The organism is Nostoc sp. NMS2, from assembly GCF_017115105.1.
Classification (GTDB): Bacteria; Cyanobacteriota; Cyanobacteriia; order Cyanobacteriales; family Nostocaceae; genus Nostoc.
Window position 1 is genome coordinate 105,577 of record NZ_JABXKH010000046.1, and the last position, 17,973, is coordinate 123,549.

Consider the following 17,973-nt stretch of genomic DNA (forward strand, 5'->3'; position numbering starts at 1 on the left):
CACAAGTATGTTCATTAATCAAATCGGATTCCTATATGACCTCTTTTGAGGTTACATACTCCGAAACTTCCTTGCTAAATTTTTCACTTTTACTTTGTGTATCATCTAGTCCGAATAGTGAATTTTTACTGCAAAACAGTTTTACGACTTCCCTAATCTAAGCCAATACAGTTCAGTTAAGCATTTGTTCCTTCTCTTGCTTCGCATTCTTTGCGTCCTTGGCGGTTCGTTAAAAAAATTAGCTTTGACAAAGAGTTAAGCCTTAACTTAACTTTATTGTAATATAAGCAGTTTAAGGTTTTGGCTCTAACTAAAATGTATTGGATTAAAAGCAGTTAATAATAATTAGAACGTAGATAACTAGTAATTGTAGGGGCAAAGCATTTTGCTAAAAATTTATCTCAAAGCTTTGCCCAAATACTGGTGTTTACTTACGCCAAAATCGCCATTCCAGAAGGAGGCAAATCAATTCGCACAGTGGCGCGACGGTCGTTATGATGTTGCACAGCTACGGTTTGTATCTGCCGTAGATTGCGTAAATCGGCATCGTTCCAATCGCTTTTGTATAAAAAAGTCATGGTTGATTCTGGAGGATGCATGTAAGTATCTACTGTCACTTCTGCACCTCGATTTTCTAAGCCGTTGGTATTCAGCACCATCAACACTTCTGTGTCAAATAGCACTTGTGACCAAGCAACTAATTCGCCTTGTCCAGGAATTGAGAAGGGGGAGTTAAAAAAGGATGTTTCGCGTAGGTAGTGATGTCCACGGCGCAATGCTTTACCAATTTTATCGTGACTGTTGCGGATTCGCGCGATCGCAGCTATCCGCAAATAGGTAGGATGGTCGATATCGAAGAAATGACAGTCTGCTGTTTGAAACGCGCCAAAAGCACCGCCAAACATTGCTTCTTTGATATATCTATCTTCTGCAAATCTTCCGCCTTCTATGCTGTAATCGTGATAACCTTCATTTCCATCAAAAGCCTGTTCTGTTCCATAATAAATAGCAGGGATTCCTGGCATGGTTAATTGCACACCGACAGCATGAGCAACTTGCTCATAGAGATGAGGCACATTGCTGTTTGCGGCAAATCTTTGCTTATTAGTCCGGGATGACATCTCATAGTCATCCAAGATGGAGACATGATATATCCCAGTTTGGCGGTATTCTCCAGCAAGATTATTTTCGCTATACAAATCGAAAAATTGCTTGGGGTGTACTAACCCTTTTGCCAATGCAGCCAATTCATTAGGAGTCTGTGCGTTATCTAATACAGCACTAAGGTTACGAGCAATAATGTCTATGTAAGCACCAGCCATACTACCGGAGGTTATTTCCCCAGTCAGTAAAAAGTTTTCTTTACCGATAGATTCGGCGTATTCACGAATAGCTGTGCAGAATTTGCGAGAATCTTCTGGAGAAACGTGCTTGAGGCTATCTATCCGTAAGCCATCGCAGTCAGAAAGAGCAATCCAATATTGATAAACTCTGGCTAAAGCTGCAATTACATCATTTCTGTTGAACCAGTTATCATCGCTCTGGTTGTATGTTACATCTAGGATGACATACATCCGGCGATCGTGGGCAGCATCAATTAAATCTCTTAAATCTTGACGGGTGCCAAAGTGGGGGTCAACATCTAAAAATTCTTGAGTGCGATCGCTATGGTAAGCTTCTAACTCAGAACGTTGTCGCCAAGGTGGATTAATCCACAGCGTTGTTATTCCCAATCGTTGCAAGTAGTCTAATTTACTCTTAATTCCTTTAAGAGTACCACCAACAAATTTTGTCCCTGCCGCCATCCAGTCGGCTTTATCCTTAACCTGGAATTTTGCAGGATTGATGTGGTTAAAAAGCTCCCTTTGATTTTCATTATCGTCACTGAATCTATCTAATATCAATTGGTACAAAAATTGGTCGCGCCAACTGATAGGACTCGGATAAACTCTCCCTCGTGGTTTCAGGTCTGTTTCGGAGAGTTGCTGGGGTGTCAATTCTTCAACTTTAGCCATGAGGATTTACGCACAGATAGGAAAATGGCAGTATGCATCTTTTATATTGCAAAAATACTTCCAGTTTTCATTCACCCACAGAGGTATTTTATAAGTTAGTGGCTTAATTTTGTGATGATAGGTTTTAGTTTAAACGCAGAGGTACGCAAAGGAAAGCACAGAGGGGCGCAGAGTTTTTGTTATGACGATACAGTTAGCCACGCATACAAATTATCTAAACCTACACCAGTAGTTGCAGAAACCTGAAAAATCTTAATTTGGGGATTTACTTCTTTAGCATATTCTATGCACTTTTGCACATCAAAATCTACATAAGGCAGCAAATCAATTTTCGTGAGAATCATGATGTCACTAGCACGGAATATATGCGGATATTTTAGCGGCTTATCTTCTCCTTCTGTGACGGAGAGAATCACAACTTTTGCATTTTCTCCCAAATCAAATAAGGCTGGACAAACTAAATTTCCGACATTTTCAATCATCACAACTGAGTTCAGAGGCGGATTTAGTTGTTGTAAACCTGTGTCTATCATTGATGCATCTAAATGACAGCCTGTTCCCGTGTTTATTTGGATGACTTTAGAACCAGTTTCTTTAATTTTTTTGGCATCATTCGCAGTTTCTTGGTCGCCTTCAATGACACTAATAGATAATTGATGTTTTAAATCATTGATGGTTCGCGTTAAAAGAGTTGTTTTACCTGCACCGGGAGAACTCATTAAATTTAAGGCGAAAATATTTCGACCTTTAAACCATCCCCGGTTTTGGGCAGCTAGCAGGTTATTTTTTGCTAATATATCTTGTTCTAAGGATATCGTTGTGTTGTGTATTTTGGCATGAATTTGAGGTGCTTCTATATGAGTGTTATGACTGTGGGAGTGAGTGATGACGGTTCCATCTGGTAAAGTGTGAGTATGATTATGTTCGGCTTCATCTGTTTCTAAATTTGTAATTTTTATTTCGCCATCATCAGAACAACCGCAGGTTACACACATAATTCCTCTATTTCTATTTCTTTAATTTTAAGTTCTTCACCAGAAATTAAATCTAATTGCCCACTACCGCAGTTACAAATACCAAACGGTTTATCTAGAGCAATTTCTGCACCACATCGGCGACATTTTGCTAAACCTGGGATTTCCAAAATTTCTAATGTCGCCCCTTCTAAAACAGTGCCTTGAGTGCAAATATCAAAACAAAATCGGATAGCTTCGGGCATAATGGCTGAAAGTTTGCCAATTTCTAATAAAACTCGCTGCACTTTTGCACCTTTGGCGTGTTCAGTCACAATTGCCACAATATTTTGGGTAATTCCAAGTTCGTGCATACTATGAAATCTATTAAAATTACTGAAAAACAATGCAACAACCTTCTCTATTTATTATCTCTCCGCGTCCTCTGCGCCTCTGTGGTTCGTTTATTAGATAATTTTTTTGGAAATCTCAAATATTAACAAATTCGTGGCAATTGGTCGCCTACCAACATATCAACAATCCTTTCAGCACCAAAAACTGTTTTTAACAATACAATCCCTGGAGGTGAGGTAATAACTTCGCCAATAATACAAGCATCTTTGCCTGCTGGGTGTAATTTCATCGCAGATAAAACAGTTTCTGCATATTTCCCCGCTACGACTACAACTAACTTACCTTCATTAGCTAAATACAATGGGTCTAAACCGAGAATTTCGCAAACTCCATTGACTTCTTCACGCACAGGGATAGATTCTTCAAAGAGACGAATTCCCACATTAGAACTGAGGGCAAATTCATTTAGTACTGTGGCTAAACCACCGCGTGTAGCATCTCGCATAGCATGAACTTGGGGACATACATGGAGAATAGTTTCTACTAAACTATGCAATGGTTGAGAGTCGCTTTCAATATTTGTCTCTAAGGCTAATTCGCCACGGGCAATTAAAATTGCTGTCCCATGATTGCCTATTTCACCATTAATTATTATTGCATCTCCAGGTTTAATATTGTGGGCAGAAATGTTAACTCCTCGCGGGATGATACCAATACCAGCAGTATTAATAAAGAGTTTATCGGCGGCATCACGATGTACAACTTTTGTGTCACCAGTGACAATTTGAACACCAGCATTTTTTGCGGCTGCGTTCATACTGGCTGCGACACGGCGTAAGGTTTCTACAGGTAATCCTTCTTCTAAAATTACGCTGCAAGTTAAATATAAAGGTTTAGCACCACTGACAGCTAAATCATTAACTGTACCGTTGATGGCTAATTCTCCTATATCACTACCGGGAAAAAATAAGGGGTCTACAACATAAGAATCTGTAGTAAATGCGAGTCTGTCTCCTTGTTGGAGGAGAGGGGCTAAGTTGAAGCTGGCTTGGTCTTCTAATTGGGAGAGAATTGGGTTATCAAAATTGCTGACAAAGATATCGTCTATTAAATCGCGCATGGCTTTACCACCGCTACCATGTGCAAGAGTTATATGAGTGTCTTGTATTTTAGTTTGGCGGCGGCGAACTTGTTCTATTTTTTGGAATAGGAGATTTTGGGGGAGGATATTCATATTAAATTTTTTTTAAACGCAAAGGAACGCTGAGGGAAGCGCAAAGGTACGCTGAGGATTAGTCTGAGGAGAAGCCGCAGGCGGGGAGAGGTTCTTGAGTTATTTTTGGTTTTTTAGCGATTGTTCTTTTGGCAATTGTGGAGAGTCGTCCATATTTGTAGTAGGCTGCACAAGCACCTTCGGAAGATACCATGCAAGTACCAATTGGTGTTTCTGGTGTGCAGGCTGTACCGAATACTTTGCACTCCCAAGGTTTTAAGACTCCTTTGAGAATTTCTCCACATTTACAAGCTTTATGGTCGGCTACTTTGAGGTTAGGAATGGTAAATTTAAGTTCAGCATCAAATTGGGCATATTCAGGTTTAATTTTTAATCCTGAATAGGGGATGTCACCTAAGCCGCGCCAATCAAAACTATCTCGCACTGCGAAAACTTTGTTTATGGCTTGTAGGGCTACTGTGTTTCCGCTTTTTTGGACAATTCGGTTATATTGGTTTTCAACTTCACAACGATTTTCTATTAGCTGTTGCAATAGCATCCAAATTGATTGGAGAATATCTAAGGGTTCAAATCCTGATACGACTATTGGCTTATTATATTGTTGAGAAATAAACTGGTATGGGTCAGTGCCAATTACCATGCTGACATGGCCAGGGCCAACAAATCCATCTAGTTGTAAGTCGGGATTATCTAATAGTGCTTTGAGGGCGGGAATCACAAGGACGTGATTGGAAAACATACTAAAGTTATGAATTTCTTCGGCTGCTGCTTGCAAGATGGTGAAGGCGGTGCTGGGGGCTGTGGTTTCAAAGCCTAATGCGAAGAATACTACTTGTTTGTGGGGGTTATCTTTGGCAATTTGCAGGCTGTCTAAGGGAGAGTACACCATACGGATGTCTGCACCTTGTGCCCTGGCTTGCAGTAAAGTGGTTTTGGAACCGGGAACTCGCATTGCGTCGCCAAAGGTGGCAAAAATGACGTTATGATTTTGAGAGATTGCGATCGCATCATCTAATCTCCCTTTTGGCATCACGCATACTGGACAACCAGGCCCATGAATTAGTTCGATGGTTTGGGGTAAGATTTCTTCGATACCATATTTAAATATGGAGTGGGTATGTCCGCCACATACTTCCATGATTTTGATAGGTTTTTCTAGCTGGTGGCTTAATTTGGCGATTTCGCGGCGGATGGCTTCAGCTTTTTCTGGTTCGCGGAATTCGTCAACGTATTTCATGGGGAATGTATCAGTTGATTTTGCTTTTGTGGTAGAAAGTTTTTTTAACGAACCGCCAAGACGCTAAGGGCGCGAAGGAAGAAAGAAAGAAATTGAGTTTTAGACTCTTCCTCTGCGTGAGACAAAAAATATTATTTAAGTACTAATCCCTGTTTGTGCTGCTGCTAATTCTTGAAAGAGTTGTAATGTTTCTGCTGCTTCTTGTTCGTTAATTCGATTCATGGCAAAGCCAACATGCACTAGCACCCAATCGCCAATACAAGCTTCGGGGGGATGTTGTTCATCTACGATACAAGCAATATTTACTTGGCGCTTAACACCACCAATGTTAACTAGGGCTAATTTATGGTTAGCGTTGGTAATTTCTATAATTTGTCCGGGAATTCCTAAGCACATTTTTTTTTAAGATAAACTAACAGCAGAGGCGCGGAGAACGCAGAGAGATTTATTTATGAGAACAAGTTTTTCAAATCTCAATAATCATGTATTAATTGTGCGGCTGCAATCACTGCTTGTCCTAAAGATAATCCACCGTCATTAGTTGGAACTAAGCTGTGAGTCAGTACTTTTATTCCCAATGTTTGTAATTGTTTGGTAACTTGCTCTAACAATATACAATTTTGGAATACTCCTCCTGTTAGGGCTACCTGATTAATCAGATTTTCTTGAGAAAGATGCTTCACCATTTCTACAATTGCATTAGCTAAACCTTTGTGAAATTTGGCAGCCATAACTGGTTGTGAAATCTGCTGCTGTAAGTCATTGAGCAAAGCTTGCCACATTGGACGCGGGTCTATACAATAAATACTATCTGAAAAGCTAAAACTAAAAGGATATATTAGCGTTTCTTTATCATTATTTAAGCTGCTAACATCTACTATAGCTTCCATTGCGATCGCAGCTTGTCCTTCATAGCTACATTCATCTCTATAAATACCGATAGCCGCCGCCACTGCATCGAACAACCGCCCCACTGAAGATGCTGGAGGAGAGTTAATTCTTTTCTCAATAATTTGATTGAGTAGTTTGAGTGGCTTGCTTTTCAAAAATTTAAATATTTCTAAATCAGCATATTGCTGTTGGCAATTATCCCAAAGGTTAGCAGCTATTAATTGGGCGTAGGTATTACGCCAAGGCTGATAAATTGCTTGTTCACCACCAATCATTGCGACTGGTTTAAATGTTGCTAGTCTCTGAAATTTCTGATAATCTGCTAAAAGAAATTCTCCACCCCAGAGTGTACCATCATCACCGTAGCCTAAACCATCTAAAGCGATACCTAATACTGGAGGTGAATTTAAAGGAATCCTATTTTCTGCCATACAAGCAGCAATATGGGCGTGATGATGTTGGATTTGATAAATTTTGATTTGATTTGTATCTGCTAGTTGTTTACCAAGTTTACTTGAAAGATATTCAGGGTGTTTATCAACGGCGATTACTTCTAGCTGATGTTCAAATAAATTCAAGTATAAATTTAAAGTCTCTTGATAAGCATTGAAAGCAGCAGCATTTTCTAAATCTCCCAAATGTTGAGAGAGAATTGCTTCTCCTTCACGCAATAAGCAAAAGGTATTTTTTAACTCACTACCCATTGCTAAAATTTGCGGTACATTGTGAAATCCCGGTGGTAAGCTAATCGGTGCTGGCGCATATCCTCTGGCACGACGAATTGTTTGGACTTTATCACCGACAACTCTAACTACTGAATCATCGACTCGATTAATAATCTCTCGATTGTGAAAAAGAAAATAATCAGCGATTGTCCCTAATTTTTCTCTTGCTTCGTCGTTATCAATACATTGTGGTTCATCGGCAAAATTACCACTTGTTAAAACAATTGGGCGATTCATCCGCCGCAGAATTAAATGATGTAAGGGCGTATAAGGTAGCATGAAACCAAGGGTATTTTGCCCTGCTGCTACCGATGGTGCTACTAGTTTTTTACCTGAAGCCTGTAATAAAACAATTGGTGCAGCAGAACTTGTCAATAATTCTTTTTCTTTGACGTTGATAGGGCAATATTGTTCAATTATCTCAATATCTCGCGCCATTAAAGCAAATGGTTTGTGATAGCGCTTTTTTCGCTGACGCAGTTTTTGTACAACGGTTTCCTGAGTTGCATCGCAAGCTAAATGAATACCACTTAACCCTTTAATTGCGACAATCTCACCCTTTTGCAACAAGGTACAAACGGCATCGACATCATCTAGCATGGAAAACATGGAAGCAGTAACCGATTTACCATCAGCGCGTTCTAACCAAGCTGTGGGGCCGCAAACATGGCAAGCTACAGGTTGGGCGTGAAAACGGCGATTTTCAACATCGTGGTATTCCTTTGCACATTCGGGGCATATAACAAACGCAGACATACTGGTATTGCATCTGTCGTAAGGAATGGCACGAATAATACTCAGGCGAGGGCCGCAATGAGTGCAGTTAGTAAAGGGGTAGCGATAAAAGCGGCTAAAGGGGTCAAATATTTCTTGTTTACATTGCGGACAAGTGGCTGCATCAGGTGTAATTTCTGTTTTAATGGCATTACTGACACTCCTAGAAATCACAAAATTATTAAAGTTAAATTTACCTTTATAAGGAGTTCTAGTTAGTTGATTAATTTTTGCTAATGGTGGACATTCTGTTTGCAATCTGGCAACAAATTCTATTAATGCTTCCTCACTACCAGATACCCGAATCAATACACCTTGCCTATCATTACAAACATCTCCACGTAAACCGCAAGCTTTAGCCAAACGATATACAGTAGGGCGAAATCCTACTCCCTGAACAGTACCGCGAACTCTAATTTCTTCAGTCGCCATACAAATCTAACTTTCAAAAATTACGAATTACGAATTACGAATTACGAATTACTAAACTGCCAGAGCAATATTCGGTTATTTCCAGAATCAGCTATTACCGCCGTATTACCACAAATTTTTATCCCATAACACCAATTCAAACTATCTCGTTTAGGTAATCCAAAATTCCGATTTTCACCTTTACTTTGAAAATTTATTTGTCCTGCCAACCCATCTGCCATTACACCTTGCAGTGATAAAATTGATTCTGGCTTTCTCCATCCTAACAAACGAGAATTAGCTGTATCTGCAACTACTAACCAATCACCAGCCACCGCCACACCGTAAGGCATACTTAAACTACTAGCACTAGGATAATAAACTCCTTGATTCATTTCCACGAAATCAAAGCTTTTTTGTCCTAAAACCACTGCACAAGGGGTATTATTTTCTGTTGGCATTCCCTGCCAAATCATTACTCGGTGATTACCTGCATCGCTGACAACCAAATTTTCTCCCCAAAAAGCGATGTCGTGACACCAACGCATACTAGCTGCGGTTGGAGAACCACCTCCGTTCTCATTGCGAGATATCATATCCGGTTGTCCCAAAACTAAATCAGCAGGTTGACCATTTTCTGTTGGTAACTGATGCCAAATTAATAGTCTTCGATTACCAGTGTCAGCAATAAATAGCCGTCCTTGATGATAGAAAACACCATAAGGCCAGTGCATTGTACTAGCAGATGCCTGTTGATTGCCTCGATTTGGTTCATTATCGATAAAATTAACTTGCCCTAATACCAAATCTGCTGGAACATTGTTATCTTCTGGTAAGTTTTTCCAAATTAAAACCCGATGATTCCAAGCATCTGCGACAGCTAATCCTTCACCGCAAGCACAAATCCCTGTTGGTACACTTAAGGTTGTCTTTCCTGGTGTAGTTTTAGCATTTTGTCCTTCATGATAAAAGTCAAGTTGTCCAATTACCCAATCAGCCGATTGACTATCTCTTGTGGGTAAATTCTGCCATCCTAATAATCGATGATGTCCGGTATCTGATACCCATAATGGGCCAGTTTCTGATAACAAACAAGCACCACGAGGCCCAAACATTGTTGTGGCATTGGGTACTACAGGTATGACTAATTGTTCTGGTTCAATAATGTTGCCTAAAATTACCTCTGCACCTTGAGGTGATAGAGATAATTTCTGAGAAATTTCTGTTGCTTCTAGCGGTAATTGTGATATGGGATTAATTATGATTGGGATATCCATGAACCGCAGATAGACGCTGATAATTATTTAAAAACATTAATGTTAATTAGCGTGTAACAACAGTAACAGTTTTGCATTATGCTTTTTTCAAATTCAGTTAAAACCTCTCTCTAAATCTCTCTCCTAAAAGGAGAGAGACTTTCAATTTTCCCCCTTCCCGACACGGGAAGGGGGTTAGGGGGTTAGGTTTTTCGTAGGCTTTTCCACATAACCTGAATTGTCAGAATCAACTTCTGTATTAATCAAGCTAAAAAAAATCAAGATAGCCTTTAGTAACTTTTAGTACATACCGAATCTTTGGTACAAGTGCGCGATGTACTGAAATGAGAAAGCAAACTGGGGTTTGAGAAAGTAAAAGCTCATTTTACTTGCGGAAAACACTAAAATGAGTAAGTCAAATAACCTTTTGCTTGCGGAAAACACCAAAATGAGTAAGCAAACTGGGGTTTGAGAAAGTAAAAGCTCATTTTGCTTGCGGAAAACACTAAAATGAATAAGCAAACTGGGGTTTGAATAAGTCAAATGACCTTTTGAGAAAGTAATATGCCATTTTACTTTCTCAAAACACTAAAATGAATACCTGAATTACACAAATGAGAATGAATTTAGGGATATTGAGAAAGCACTCAGGTATTTTGCTTGCACAAAACACTAAAATGAATACGCGAACTACTGAAATGAAAAAGCAAATTAGCAGTGATTGACTAATCGCCAAGTATATTTGCTGAAATTTTACTTTCACATCATCATTTTTGTAGTTTCACAAAAACCTTATCGTCTTTAACTTTAACTGGATACGACTGAAGCGAAACATCAGGCACGGTTAAGCATTTACCTGTCTCTAATTTGTACTGAAATCCGTGGGAAGGACAGGTAATAATACCATTTTCAATTTTACCCTTTTCTAAGGGAGATCCTAGATGAGTGCAAGCATTACGGTAACATTTTACCGTAACGCCTTGACGATGTAAAATTAGTGAAGTACCAGCAAGTTGTACTGCCACTACACTAAATTGAGGAACTTCATCAATAGTTGCCACTTTGATCCAAGTAGAAGTTATTTTAGAAGAGAATGGACTGATTAAACTAGAATTCGCGTTTTTAACAGCAGGGCTGTTATTGACTGCTACTACTTTGGTAATTTCAGGACAATGGTTTTTTATTGCCTGTTCTACTCCCTGAGATAAAGTTAAAGTAGAAGTCGCACAATTGCTGCAAGTTCCGATTAATCTAACTTCTACTGTATCTGGTGACTTAATTGCCACTAATTCTACATCCCCATTATGGCTTTTTAAACCTGGGCGAACTTCTTCAAGGGCTGCCTGAATGCGTTGTGAAAGTGGAGGTTTTGGTGGTTTGACTAACTCGTGATACAGTAGCACTGCATACACTAATTCATCCGCAACAGCATGACGCAAAGCTGGCATTGATTCTTCTTTTAGGCTTTTAATCAAATTAGTCAATGCGGCTTTATGCAAAGCTTCAATTGCCCTTTTTAGACCCACTGCTACACACCGTTGGCTTTCATCCCATTCGGATATAATTGACTCAAAGCGGTTAATTTCCTGAACTAATTCTTCAAGATTTGTCATTTGTCATTTGTCATTTGTCATTTGTCATTTGTCATTTGTCATTGGGTATTGAGCATTAGTTGTTTATCAATGACAAATCACTTCGTTTTAAAATCTTTGAAGAGAAACGGCATAATCATACCCGTCACTAGGCTAGATAATATGATTGGTAAGTAGAAAGGAATTGGAGCTTGTGCAAGTAACACTAGCAGTAAGAAACCTACAGTAATACCAATAGTAGTTTGCTTGACAAAATACATCGGATTGCGTAGTAGCTTACCTTTAAAAAATAACTTAGCAGAAAACCACCCTATCTCTAACATTTTTTCTCCTAATAATTTGTTAAGAAATTTAAGGCGGCAAGCCCTAAAAGGATGGCGGGAATTACACCCGCAGGGGCAAATAATGCACCAAGCATTGCTGAAAGCTGATATCCTATATCTTTAGCAGCTAATAGCATTCCACCAATTGCACCGCCTACCATAGCTAAGACTGTTGCTATGATTAACCACACGAATTCTGTTGCTATGTTCAGATCGCCATCTGCTAAACTTGTGAGAAAATTTATCAGATTTGGGGTTGTTAAAATATCTCTCATGCTGTTTTTTCCTCATTAAAGTAAAGAGTTAAGAATCAAATTAGATCCATAACCCGTAACTCCTAACCCTTCATTTCTGCTTCTACATCTTGTAATGCTTTGCCTACTACCTCTGCTTGTGCAATTTGTTGGTATTTCGTAAATATTTCTAAAGCATCTTGATAGTAGATACGCGCTTGCAAAAGATTGTTAGGATTACCAATTTCTGGTTTTTCGTGGTCGTCTGGTAAATTGAATAGGGCGTTGGCTTTGTTGGAAATTGTGTTAGCGTACTCTAAAGGTGTATCTTTGGAATTACGCACTTTTAGCGCTTCGTTGTAAGCTGCGATCGCACGTAAATTATTCTCCACAGGGTGGGAACTCATTAAATATTGCAAAGCGTTACCTAAATTGTTCTGCAACATCGCATATTCTCTAGGATGATCGATCAGAGTAATATGCTTTAGTGCTACCTCAAATGATTGCACAGCTAACCCTTGACGTAAGTATTCCCGTTCCGATGCTAGGGGCATAGAAAGGTAAGCGATCGCAATATTGTTATACAAAATCGCGTATTCTTGGGGGTAATCCTCCCAAGTAAACACCCGCAAAGCATCATGATAAGCCTGGATGCTGTCAGTTATCCGCGCCAAATTGAATGGCACTAGCGACTGCAACACCAGCCCAAAATTCATCTGCGTTTCTGCCACTTCCTCTGGCGTTGCTAATTGTTGTAAAATCGGTAATGCCTCTTCATAACCGACTTTAGCTTGCATCAACAGTTGGTAATCAGCATCCGGTATTGCCTGTAATGTCCCTGACATCCCCACTTGGGCCCTAGCTTTTAGTAGGGGATACTCCTCACCACACATCTCGTAGGCCCGGTAATATAAACCAACTGCATTCCGCAAGTCTTGGGCAGCTTTGGGCTTTTTTTGAAAACCCTGTGCTATCTCAATCAGCATTTGGATTTTTTCCTCTGCTGTGGCTGACTCTGAAGCAACAGCTGCTACCGCAGCCTTCACTGCTGAATCTGTAATGCTGGGGGTCATAACTCTGCCGTACTCTAGCCAATTGGGAATTGAGTCCAACACCCATGAACAATCGAGACACGTTTACGCACCTCATCGTGGGCCATACCGATTTACGCAGGCTTCGAGTCCTTTAGGCGGAATTCCCCTTTTTTGTTTGAGACTAGGATTAAAGACTAGGAACTAGAGAAGAAACTTAATCCTCTATAGCCAATGTCCTATGCCATACTCAATAAAATACTATAAAACACCCTATTTCTAAAATTCTAGGGGGAAATTGCTAATATTAATGTCAGCTTTAAACACCTAATATTTTTTAAATACTTTTTGTATCATCATGTTATACAATTTAAATATCTTTTATTGAATTGTTGACATACATAATATTTATTGTACTCAAAATAGTCGCCACGTAATCATTGAAGTGTAAAATATGTTCATCAACTGTAAAACAAGCTCCTTTGAAAACAGACAGTATCTTTTATCGGATCTTTCAGAGTATCCCCAGCACTTTCTTTGAACTGATTAACCAACCGCCCCAACTAGCTAGTGCTTACCAATTTTCTTCAGTAGAAGTCAAACAACTGGCGTTTAGAATCGATGGCGTTTTCCTCCCAAATACGCCAGACTTACCGATTTATTTTGCTGAAGTGCAATTTCAACCAGACAAAAAATTCTACTCTCGTTTATTTACCGAAATTTTTAACTATCTCGACAAAACCGAATTAACCAACAATTGGCGGGGTGTTGTCATTTTCCCTAATCGCAGCGTTGATACTGGAAATACCGAAAGATATACAGAATTACTCAACTCACAACGAGTAACTCGCGTCTATCTCGACGAATTAAGCTCAATTGAGTCATCATCAATCGGTATAGAGACAGTTAAACTCATTATCGAACCCGAATCAACGGCGACAACAAAAGCTGTGGAGATAGTAAACATTGCCCGACGGCAAATTCCAGATGTCACTACTATTAGAGAAATTATACAATTGATAGAGACGATATTAATCTACAAGTTACCACGATTGAGCCAGGAGGAGATCGGAAAAATGTTTGGATTAAATGAGTTAAAGCAAACTAGATTTTACCAAGATGTTTTTGCAGAAGGTGAGCAAAAGGGGAAACAAGAAGGTAGACAAGAAGGTAAGTTAGAAGCCATACCCCAGTTATTAGGGTTGGGTTTAAGTATTGAGCAGATAGCTCAAGCGTTAGGTTTGGACGAACAAGTTGTTAGGCAAGCTGCACAACCGAAATCCTAAAACAGGAGGAAATCGGAAAAATGTTTGGAGCAAATGAGTTAAAGCAAACTAGATTTTACCAAGATGTTTTTGCAGAAGGTGAGCAAAAAGGGAAACAAGAAGGTAAGTTAGAAACGATACCCCGGTTATTAGTGCTGGGGTTGAGTATTGAGCAGATAGCTCAAGCGTTAGGTTTGGACGAACAACTTGTTAGGCAAGCTGCACAACCAAAATCTTAAATCTTAAAACAACTGATATATAGCTGACGGGGTGCAAAGTCTTGTACCCCAATATTTTGCTGAATTTTACTTGGTTATCAAATTAAAATACTCATACTTTCGTACAAATTAACAACTAGTAGCAATTATAGCGGTTCTCAGTTGAGTGCAATACAGACCTAACCCCCAGCCCCTTCCCTACAAGGGAAGGGGAGTAAGATTCAAAGCCTCTCTCCTTTTAGGAGAGAGGTTTGGAGAGAGGTCAAACTGTATTGCATCCAAGCGAGAACCGCTATATTACAGAGTTTTAACAGGAATGAATTCAGTAGACGAGATTATTTAACGTCAGTAACTAAAAAACAATAATTCTGTTTTTACTGTTTTTTATTTGTTAAATCTGTTACGAGTATAACAAACATATAATTTAAAATTATCTCGTCAAAACTTTAGCTATTGTTAATGATTAATTCTTTTTTAATGAAAGAGAATTCAATAAAAAAATATCTTAGTATTGAAAAATAAATATTGATAAACAGGTGAGACTTTACAAGCATTATCACCTACATCATGCATGGGAAACAATAGAAAAACACCTAGCCGATGACTAACGTACTATGGCTACAAGGTGGTGCTTGTTCCGGCAACACCATGTCATTTCTCAACGCTGAAGAACCGACAGTCTGCGATTTAATTGCCGACTTTGGCATCAATTTACTTTGGCATCCTTCTTTGGGACTGGAACTAGGCAACAACTTACAAATATTACTGCACAATTGCATTTCTGGCACAATCCCTTTAGATATCTTGGTATTTGAAGGCAGTGTTGTTAATGCCCCCAACGGTACTGGCGAATGGAATCGGTTTGCCGATCGCGCCATGAAAGATTGGTTAGCAGACCTAGCCAAAGTTGCTAAATTTATCGTTGCTGTGGGAGACTGTGCAACCTGGGGAGGAATTCCTGCCATGTCACCCAACCCCAGCGAGTCGGAAGGCTTACAATTTCTCAAACGTCAAGAAGGCGGCTTTTTAGGGAAAGAATTTGTATCGCAAGCCGGATTACCTGTAATTAATATACCTGGATGTCCCGCCCATCCCGACTGGATTACGCAGATATTAGTTGCGATCGCTACTGGACGCATAGCAGACATTGCTTTCGATGAACTAAATCGTCCCCAAACCTTCTTCAACACTTATACCCAAACAGGTTGCACCCGCAACGTTCACTTTGCCTACAAAGCATCAACCGCCGAATTTGGTCAGCGCAAAGGCTGCTTATTTTATGACTTGGGTTGTCGCGGCCCCATGACTCATTCTTCCTGCAACCGCATCTTATGGAACCGCGTCTCATCCAAAACTCGCGCCGGAATGCCTTGTTTAGGTTGCACAGAACCAGAATTCCCCTTCTTTGACCTCAAACCAGGAACTGTATTTAAAACCCAAACAGTAATGGGAGTTCCTAAAGAATTACCGCCAGGCGTGAACAAAAAAGACTACGCCTTGCTCACAATGGTTGCCAAAGACGCAGCACCACCTTGGGCAGAAGAAGACTTTTTTACAGTTTAGGGAATTGGGAATTGGTCATTTGTCCTTTGTGATTTGACCAATGACTATAACCTTTCACACTCCTCTATATCTCTCAATGAAAAATCAAGGGTTTCGACCATTTTACAGTGAGGCGAGTGAATAATTACCAATGACAAATAACAAATGACAAATGACAAATGACAAAGGACAAATGACCAATGACAAAGGACAAATGACAAATGACAATTCAATCATTAGACATTTCACCTGTCGGTAGAGTTGAAGGCGATTTAGATGTTCGAGTCGATATTGAGAATGGGCGGGTAGTCAATGCTTGGACACACGCCGAATTATTTCGCGGATTTGAAGTTATCCTACGCGGTAAAGACCCCCAAGCCGGATTAATTGTCACACCTCGCATTTGCGGTATTTGCGGCGGTTCTCACCTGACTTGTGCATCTTGGGCATTAGATACAGCTTGGGAAACAGAAGTTCCCCGCAATGCAATTTTGGCCAGAAATCTCGGTCAAATTGTCGAAACAATTCAAAGCATCCCCCGCTACTTTTATGGACTCTTTGCCATTGATTTAACTAATAAAAAATACCGCCATAGTCGCTTTTATGACGAAGCTGTGAGACGATTTGCCGCTTTCACAGGCAAATCTTATGAACTAGGCATCACAATTTCCGCTAAACCCGTAGAAATTTATGCACTATTGGGCGGACAATGGCCTCATTCTAGCTACATGGTTCCTGGTGGCGTGATGTGCGCCCCAACTTTAACAGATATTACCCGTGCTTGGGCGATTCTAGAATATTTCCGCACCAATTGGTTAGAACCAGTGTGGTTAGGTTGTTCTTTAGAACGCTATGAACAAATCCAAACTTATGATGATTTTAGAGATTGGTTAGATGAAGACCGAAATCATCGAGATTCAGACTTAGGTTTTTATTGGCGCATGGGTTTGGATATCGGTTTAGATAGATATGGCGCTGGTGTTGGTAAATATGTCACTTGGGGATATTTAGCCCATGAAGATAAATACCAAAAGCCGACTATCGAAGGACGAAATGCGGCGATGATTATGAAAAGTGGTGTGTACGACAGCTTCGCAGACACTCACGTTTTAATGGATCAGTCATTTACCCGCGAGAATACAACTCACTCTTGGTACGATGAAGGGACAGAAGATATTCACCCTAGCGATCGCACCACTAAACCCACTGCAATCAATACCAAAGACTTCGATAACGCCTACTCTTGGTCTAGTGCAGTCCTTCACAAAGACTTCGGACGCTTAGAAACTGGCCCTTTAGCGCGGCAATTAGTAGCTGGTGGTCAACATGGCGAATCTTGGCAACACTACGACGGCTTGATCCTTGATGTCTTCAAACGAATGGGTGGTGCTAGTATTCATGTGCGTCAGCTAGCACGAGTTCACGAACTTGTCAAGTTATATCGCCAAGCTGAACACTGTTTGCGCGAATTCAAGTTAAACGACCCTTGGTATATTAAACCCAAAGAAAAAGATGGTCGTGGTTGGGGTGCAACGGAAGCGGCGCGGGGTTCTTTATCTCACTGGGTGGAAGTAGAGGGCGGTAAGATTAAGAACTACCAAGTTATTGCCCCTGGTACATGGAATATTGGCCCTCGTGACGGTGATGGAATTCGCGGCCCCATTGAAGAAGCGTTAATTGGGACACCCATTTACGATTCTAGCGATCCGGTAGAAGTTGGGCATGTGGCGCGATCGTTTGATTCTTGTTTGGTGTGTACAGTCCACGCTCATGATGCGAAGACAGGTGAAGAGTTAGCACGTTTTCGCACAGCTTAAAAGATATTAGTAGCTAATGATTTTTTATTTAATCATTAGCTCATTATTAGACATCTCCAAAATAGTAACACTCTGTGCTAAAAGAACATCAGAGATGTTTTT

Annotated in this window: 16 protein-coding genes; 4 read left to right on the forward strand and 12 right to left on the reverse strand. The window is 40.0% G+C overall.

Annotated elements, in window-relative coordinates; all coding sequences use genetic code 11:
• Positions 1-431: 431 nt before the first annotated feature.
• The 12 genes from HWQ36_RS07795 to HWQ36_RS07850 all read right to left on the reverse strand — a co-directional run bounded on the left by HWQ36_RS07795 (position 432) and on the right by HWQ36_RS07850 (position 13,071).
• Positions 432-2,015, reverse strand: coding sequence for an alpha-amylase family glycosyl hydrolase (locus HWQ36_RS07795; protein ID WP_292700187.1), 1,584 nt, complete (start codon positions 2,013-2,015; stop codon positions 432-434).
• Between the two features lie 179 nt (positions 2,016-2,194).
• The gene (hypB, locus tag HWQ36_RS07800; protein ID WP_292700189.1) at positions 2,195-3,010 is read right to left on the reverse strand and encodes a hydrogenase nickel incorporation protein HypB; all 816 of its coding nucleotides are present in this window, start codon (positions 3,008-3,010) and stop codon (positions 2,195-2,197) included.
• A complete protein-coding gene (gene hypA, locus HWQ36_RS07805) occupies positions 3,001-3,342 on the reverse strand; it encodes a hydrogenase maturation nickel metallochaperone HypA (RefSeq protein WP_292700191.1) in 342 nt (113 codons plus the stop codon). The genes hypB and hypA overlap by 10 nt, the downstream gene beginning before the upstream one ends.
• 122 nt (positions 3,343-3,464) lie before the next feature.
• A complete protein-coding gene (gene hypE, locus HWQ36_RS07810) occupies positions 3,465-4,556 on the reverse strand; it encodes a hydrogenase expression/formation protein HypE (RefSeq protein WP_292700193.1) in 1,092 nt (363 codons plus the stop codon).
• Between the two features lie 58 nt (positions 4,557-4,614).
• A complete protein-coding gene (hypD, locus tag HWQ36_RS07815; RefSeq protein ID WP_292700195.1) occupies positions 4,615-5,793 on the reverse strand; it encodes a hydrogenase formation protein HypD in 1,179 nt (392 codons plus the stop codon).
• 135 nt (positions 5,794-5,928) lie between these two features.
• On the reverse strand, positions 5,929-6,189 hold the full coding sequence (locus HWQ36_RS07820) for a HypC/HybG/HupF family hydrogenase formation chaperone (RefSeq protein ID WP_292700197.1): 261 nt from the start codon (positions 6,187-6,189) through the stop codon (positions 5,929-5,931).
• A gap of 77 nt (positions 6,190-6,266) precedes the next feature.
• Entirely contained in the window at positions 6,267-8,615 is a 2,349-nt protein-coding gene (hypF, locus tag HWQ36_RS07825; RefSeq protein WP_292700199.1) for a carbamoyltransferase HypF, read from the reverse strand.
• Positions 8,616-8,656: 41 nt separating this feature from the next.
• Entirely contained in the window at positions 8,657-9,871 is a 1,215-nt protein-coding gene (locus tag HWQ36_RS07830; protein ID WP_292700201.1) for a hypothetical protein, read from the reverse strand.
• A 746-nt stretch (positions 9,872-10,617) separates the two neighbouring features.
• Positions 10,618-11,463: a NifU family protein gene (locus tag HWQ36_RS07835; protein WP_292700204.1), complete on the reverse strand. Its 846-nt coding sequence runs from the start codon at positions 11,461-11,463 to the stop codon at positions 10,618-10,620.
• Between the two features lie 77 nt (positions 11,464-11,540).
• Positions 11,541-11,765 carry a hypothetical protein gene (locus tag HWQ36_RS07840; protein ID WP_292700207.1) on the reverse strand — a complete coding sequence of 75 codons (225 nt, stop codon included), beginning with the start codon at positions 11,763-11,765 and terminating at the stop codon, positions 11,541-11,543.
• Positions 11,766-11,773: 8 nt separating this feature from the next.
• The gene (locus tag HWQ36_RS07845; protein WP_292700210.1) at positions 11,774-12,040 is read right to left on the reverse strand and encodes a hypothetical protein; all 267 of its coding nucleotides are present in this window, start codon (positions 12,038-12,040) and stop codon (positions 11,774-11,776) included.
• Positions 12,041-12,102: 62 nt separating this feature from the next.
• Positions 12,103-13,071 carry a hypothetical protein gene (locus tag HWQ36_RS07850; RefSeq protein WP_292700212.1) on the reverse strand — a complete coding sequence of 323 codons (969 nt, stop codon included), beginning with the start codon at positions 13,069-13,071 and terminating at the stop codon, positions 12,103-12,105.
• A 440-nt stretch (positions 13,072-13,511) separates the two neighbouring features.
• Here HWQ36_RS07850 and HWQ36_RS07855 point away from each other — a divergent pair, with 440 nt between their 5' ends.
• The 4 genes from HWQ36_RS07855 (at position 13,512) to HWQ36_RS07870 (ending at position 17,871) form a co-directional block, all read left to right on the forward strand.
• Positions 13,512-14,315, forward strand: a complete 804-nt coding sequence (locus HWQ36_RS07855) for an Rpn family recombination-promoting nuclease/putative transposase (RefSeq protein ID WP_292700214.1) — start codon at positions 13,512-13,514, stop codon at positions 14,313-14,315.
• A gap of 20 nt (positions 14,316-14,335) precedes the next feature.
• Entirely contained in the window at positions 14,336-14,533 is a 198-nt protein-coding gene (locus HWQ36_RS07860) for a hypothetical protein (RefSeq protein WP_292700217.1), read from the forward strand.
• Between the two features lie 579 nt (positions 14,534-15,112).
• Positions 15,113-16,075 (forward strand): hydrogenase small subunit, encoded by a 963-nt coding sequence (locus HWQ36_RS07865; RefSeq protein WP_292700220.1) that lies wholly within the window; start codon positions 15,113-15,115, stop codon positions 16,073-16,075.
• 200 nt (positions 16,076-16,275) lie between these two features.
• The gene (locus HWQ36_RS07870) at positions 16,276-17,871 is read left to right on the forward strand and encodes a nickel-dependent hydrogenase large subunit (protein ID WP_292700223.1); all 1,596 of its coding nucleotides are present in this window, start codon (positions 16,276-16,278) and stop codon (positions 17,869-17,871) included.
• The last annotated feature ends 102 nt before the right edge of the window (positions 17,872-17,973 follow it).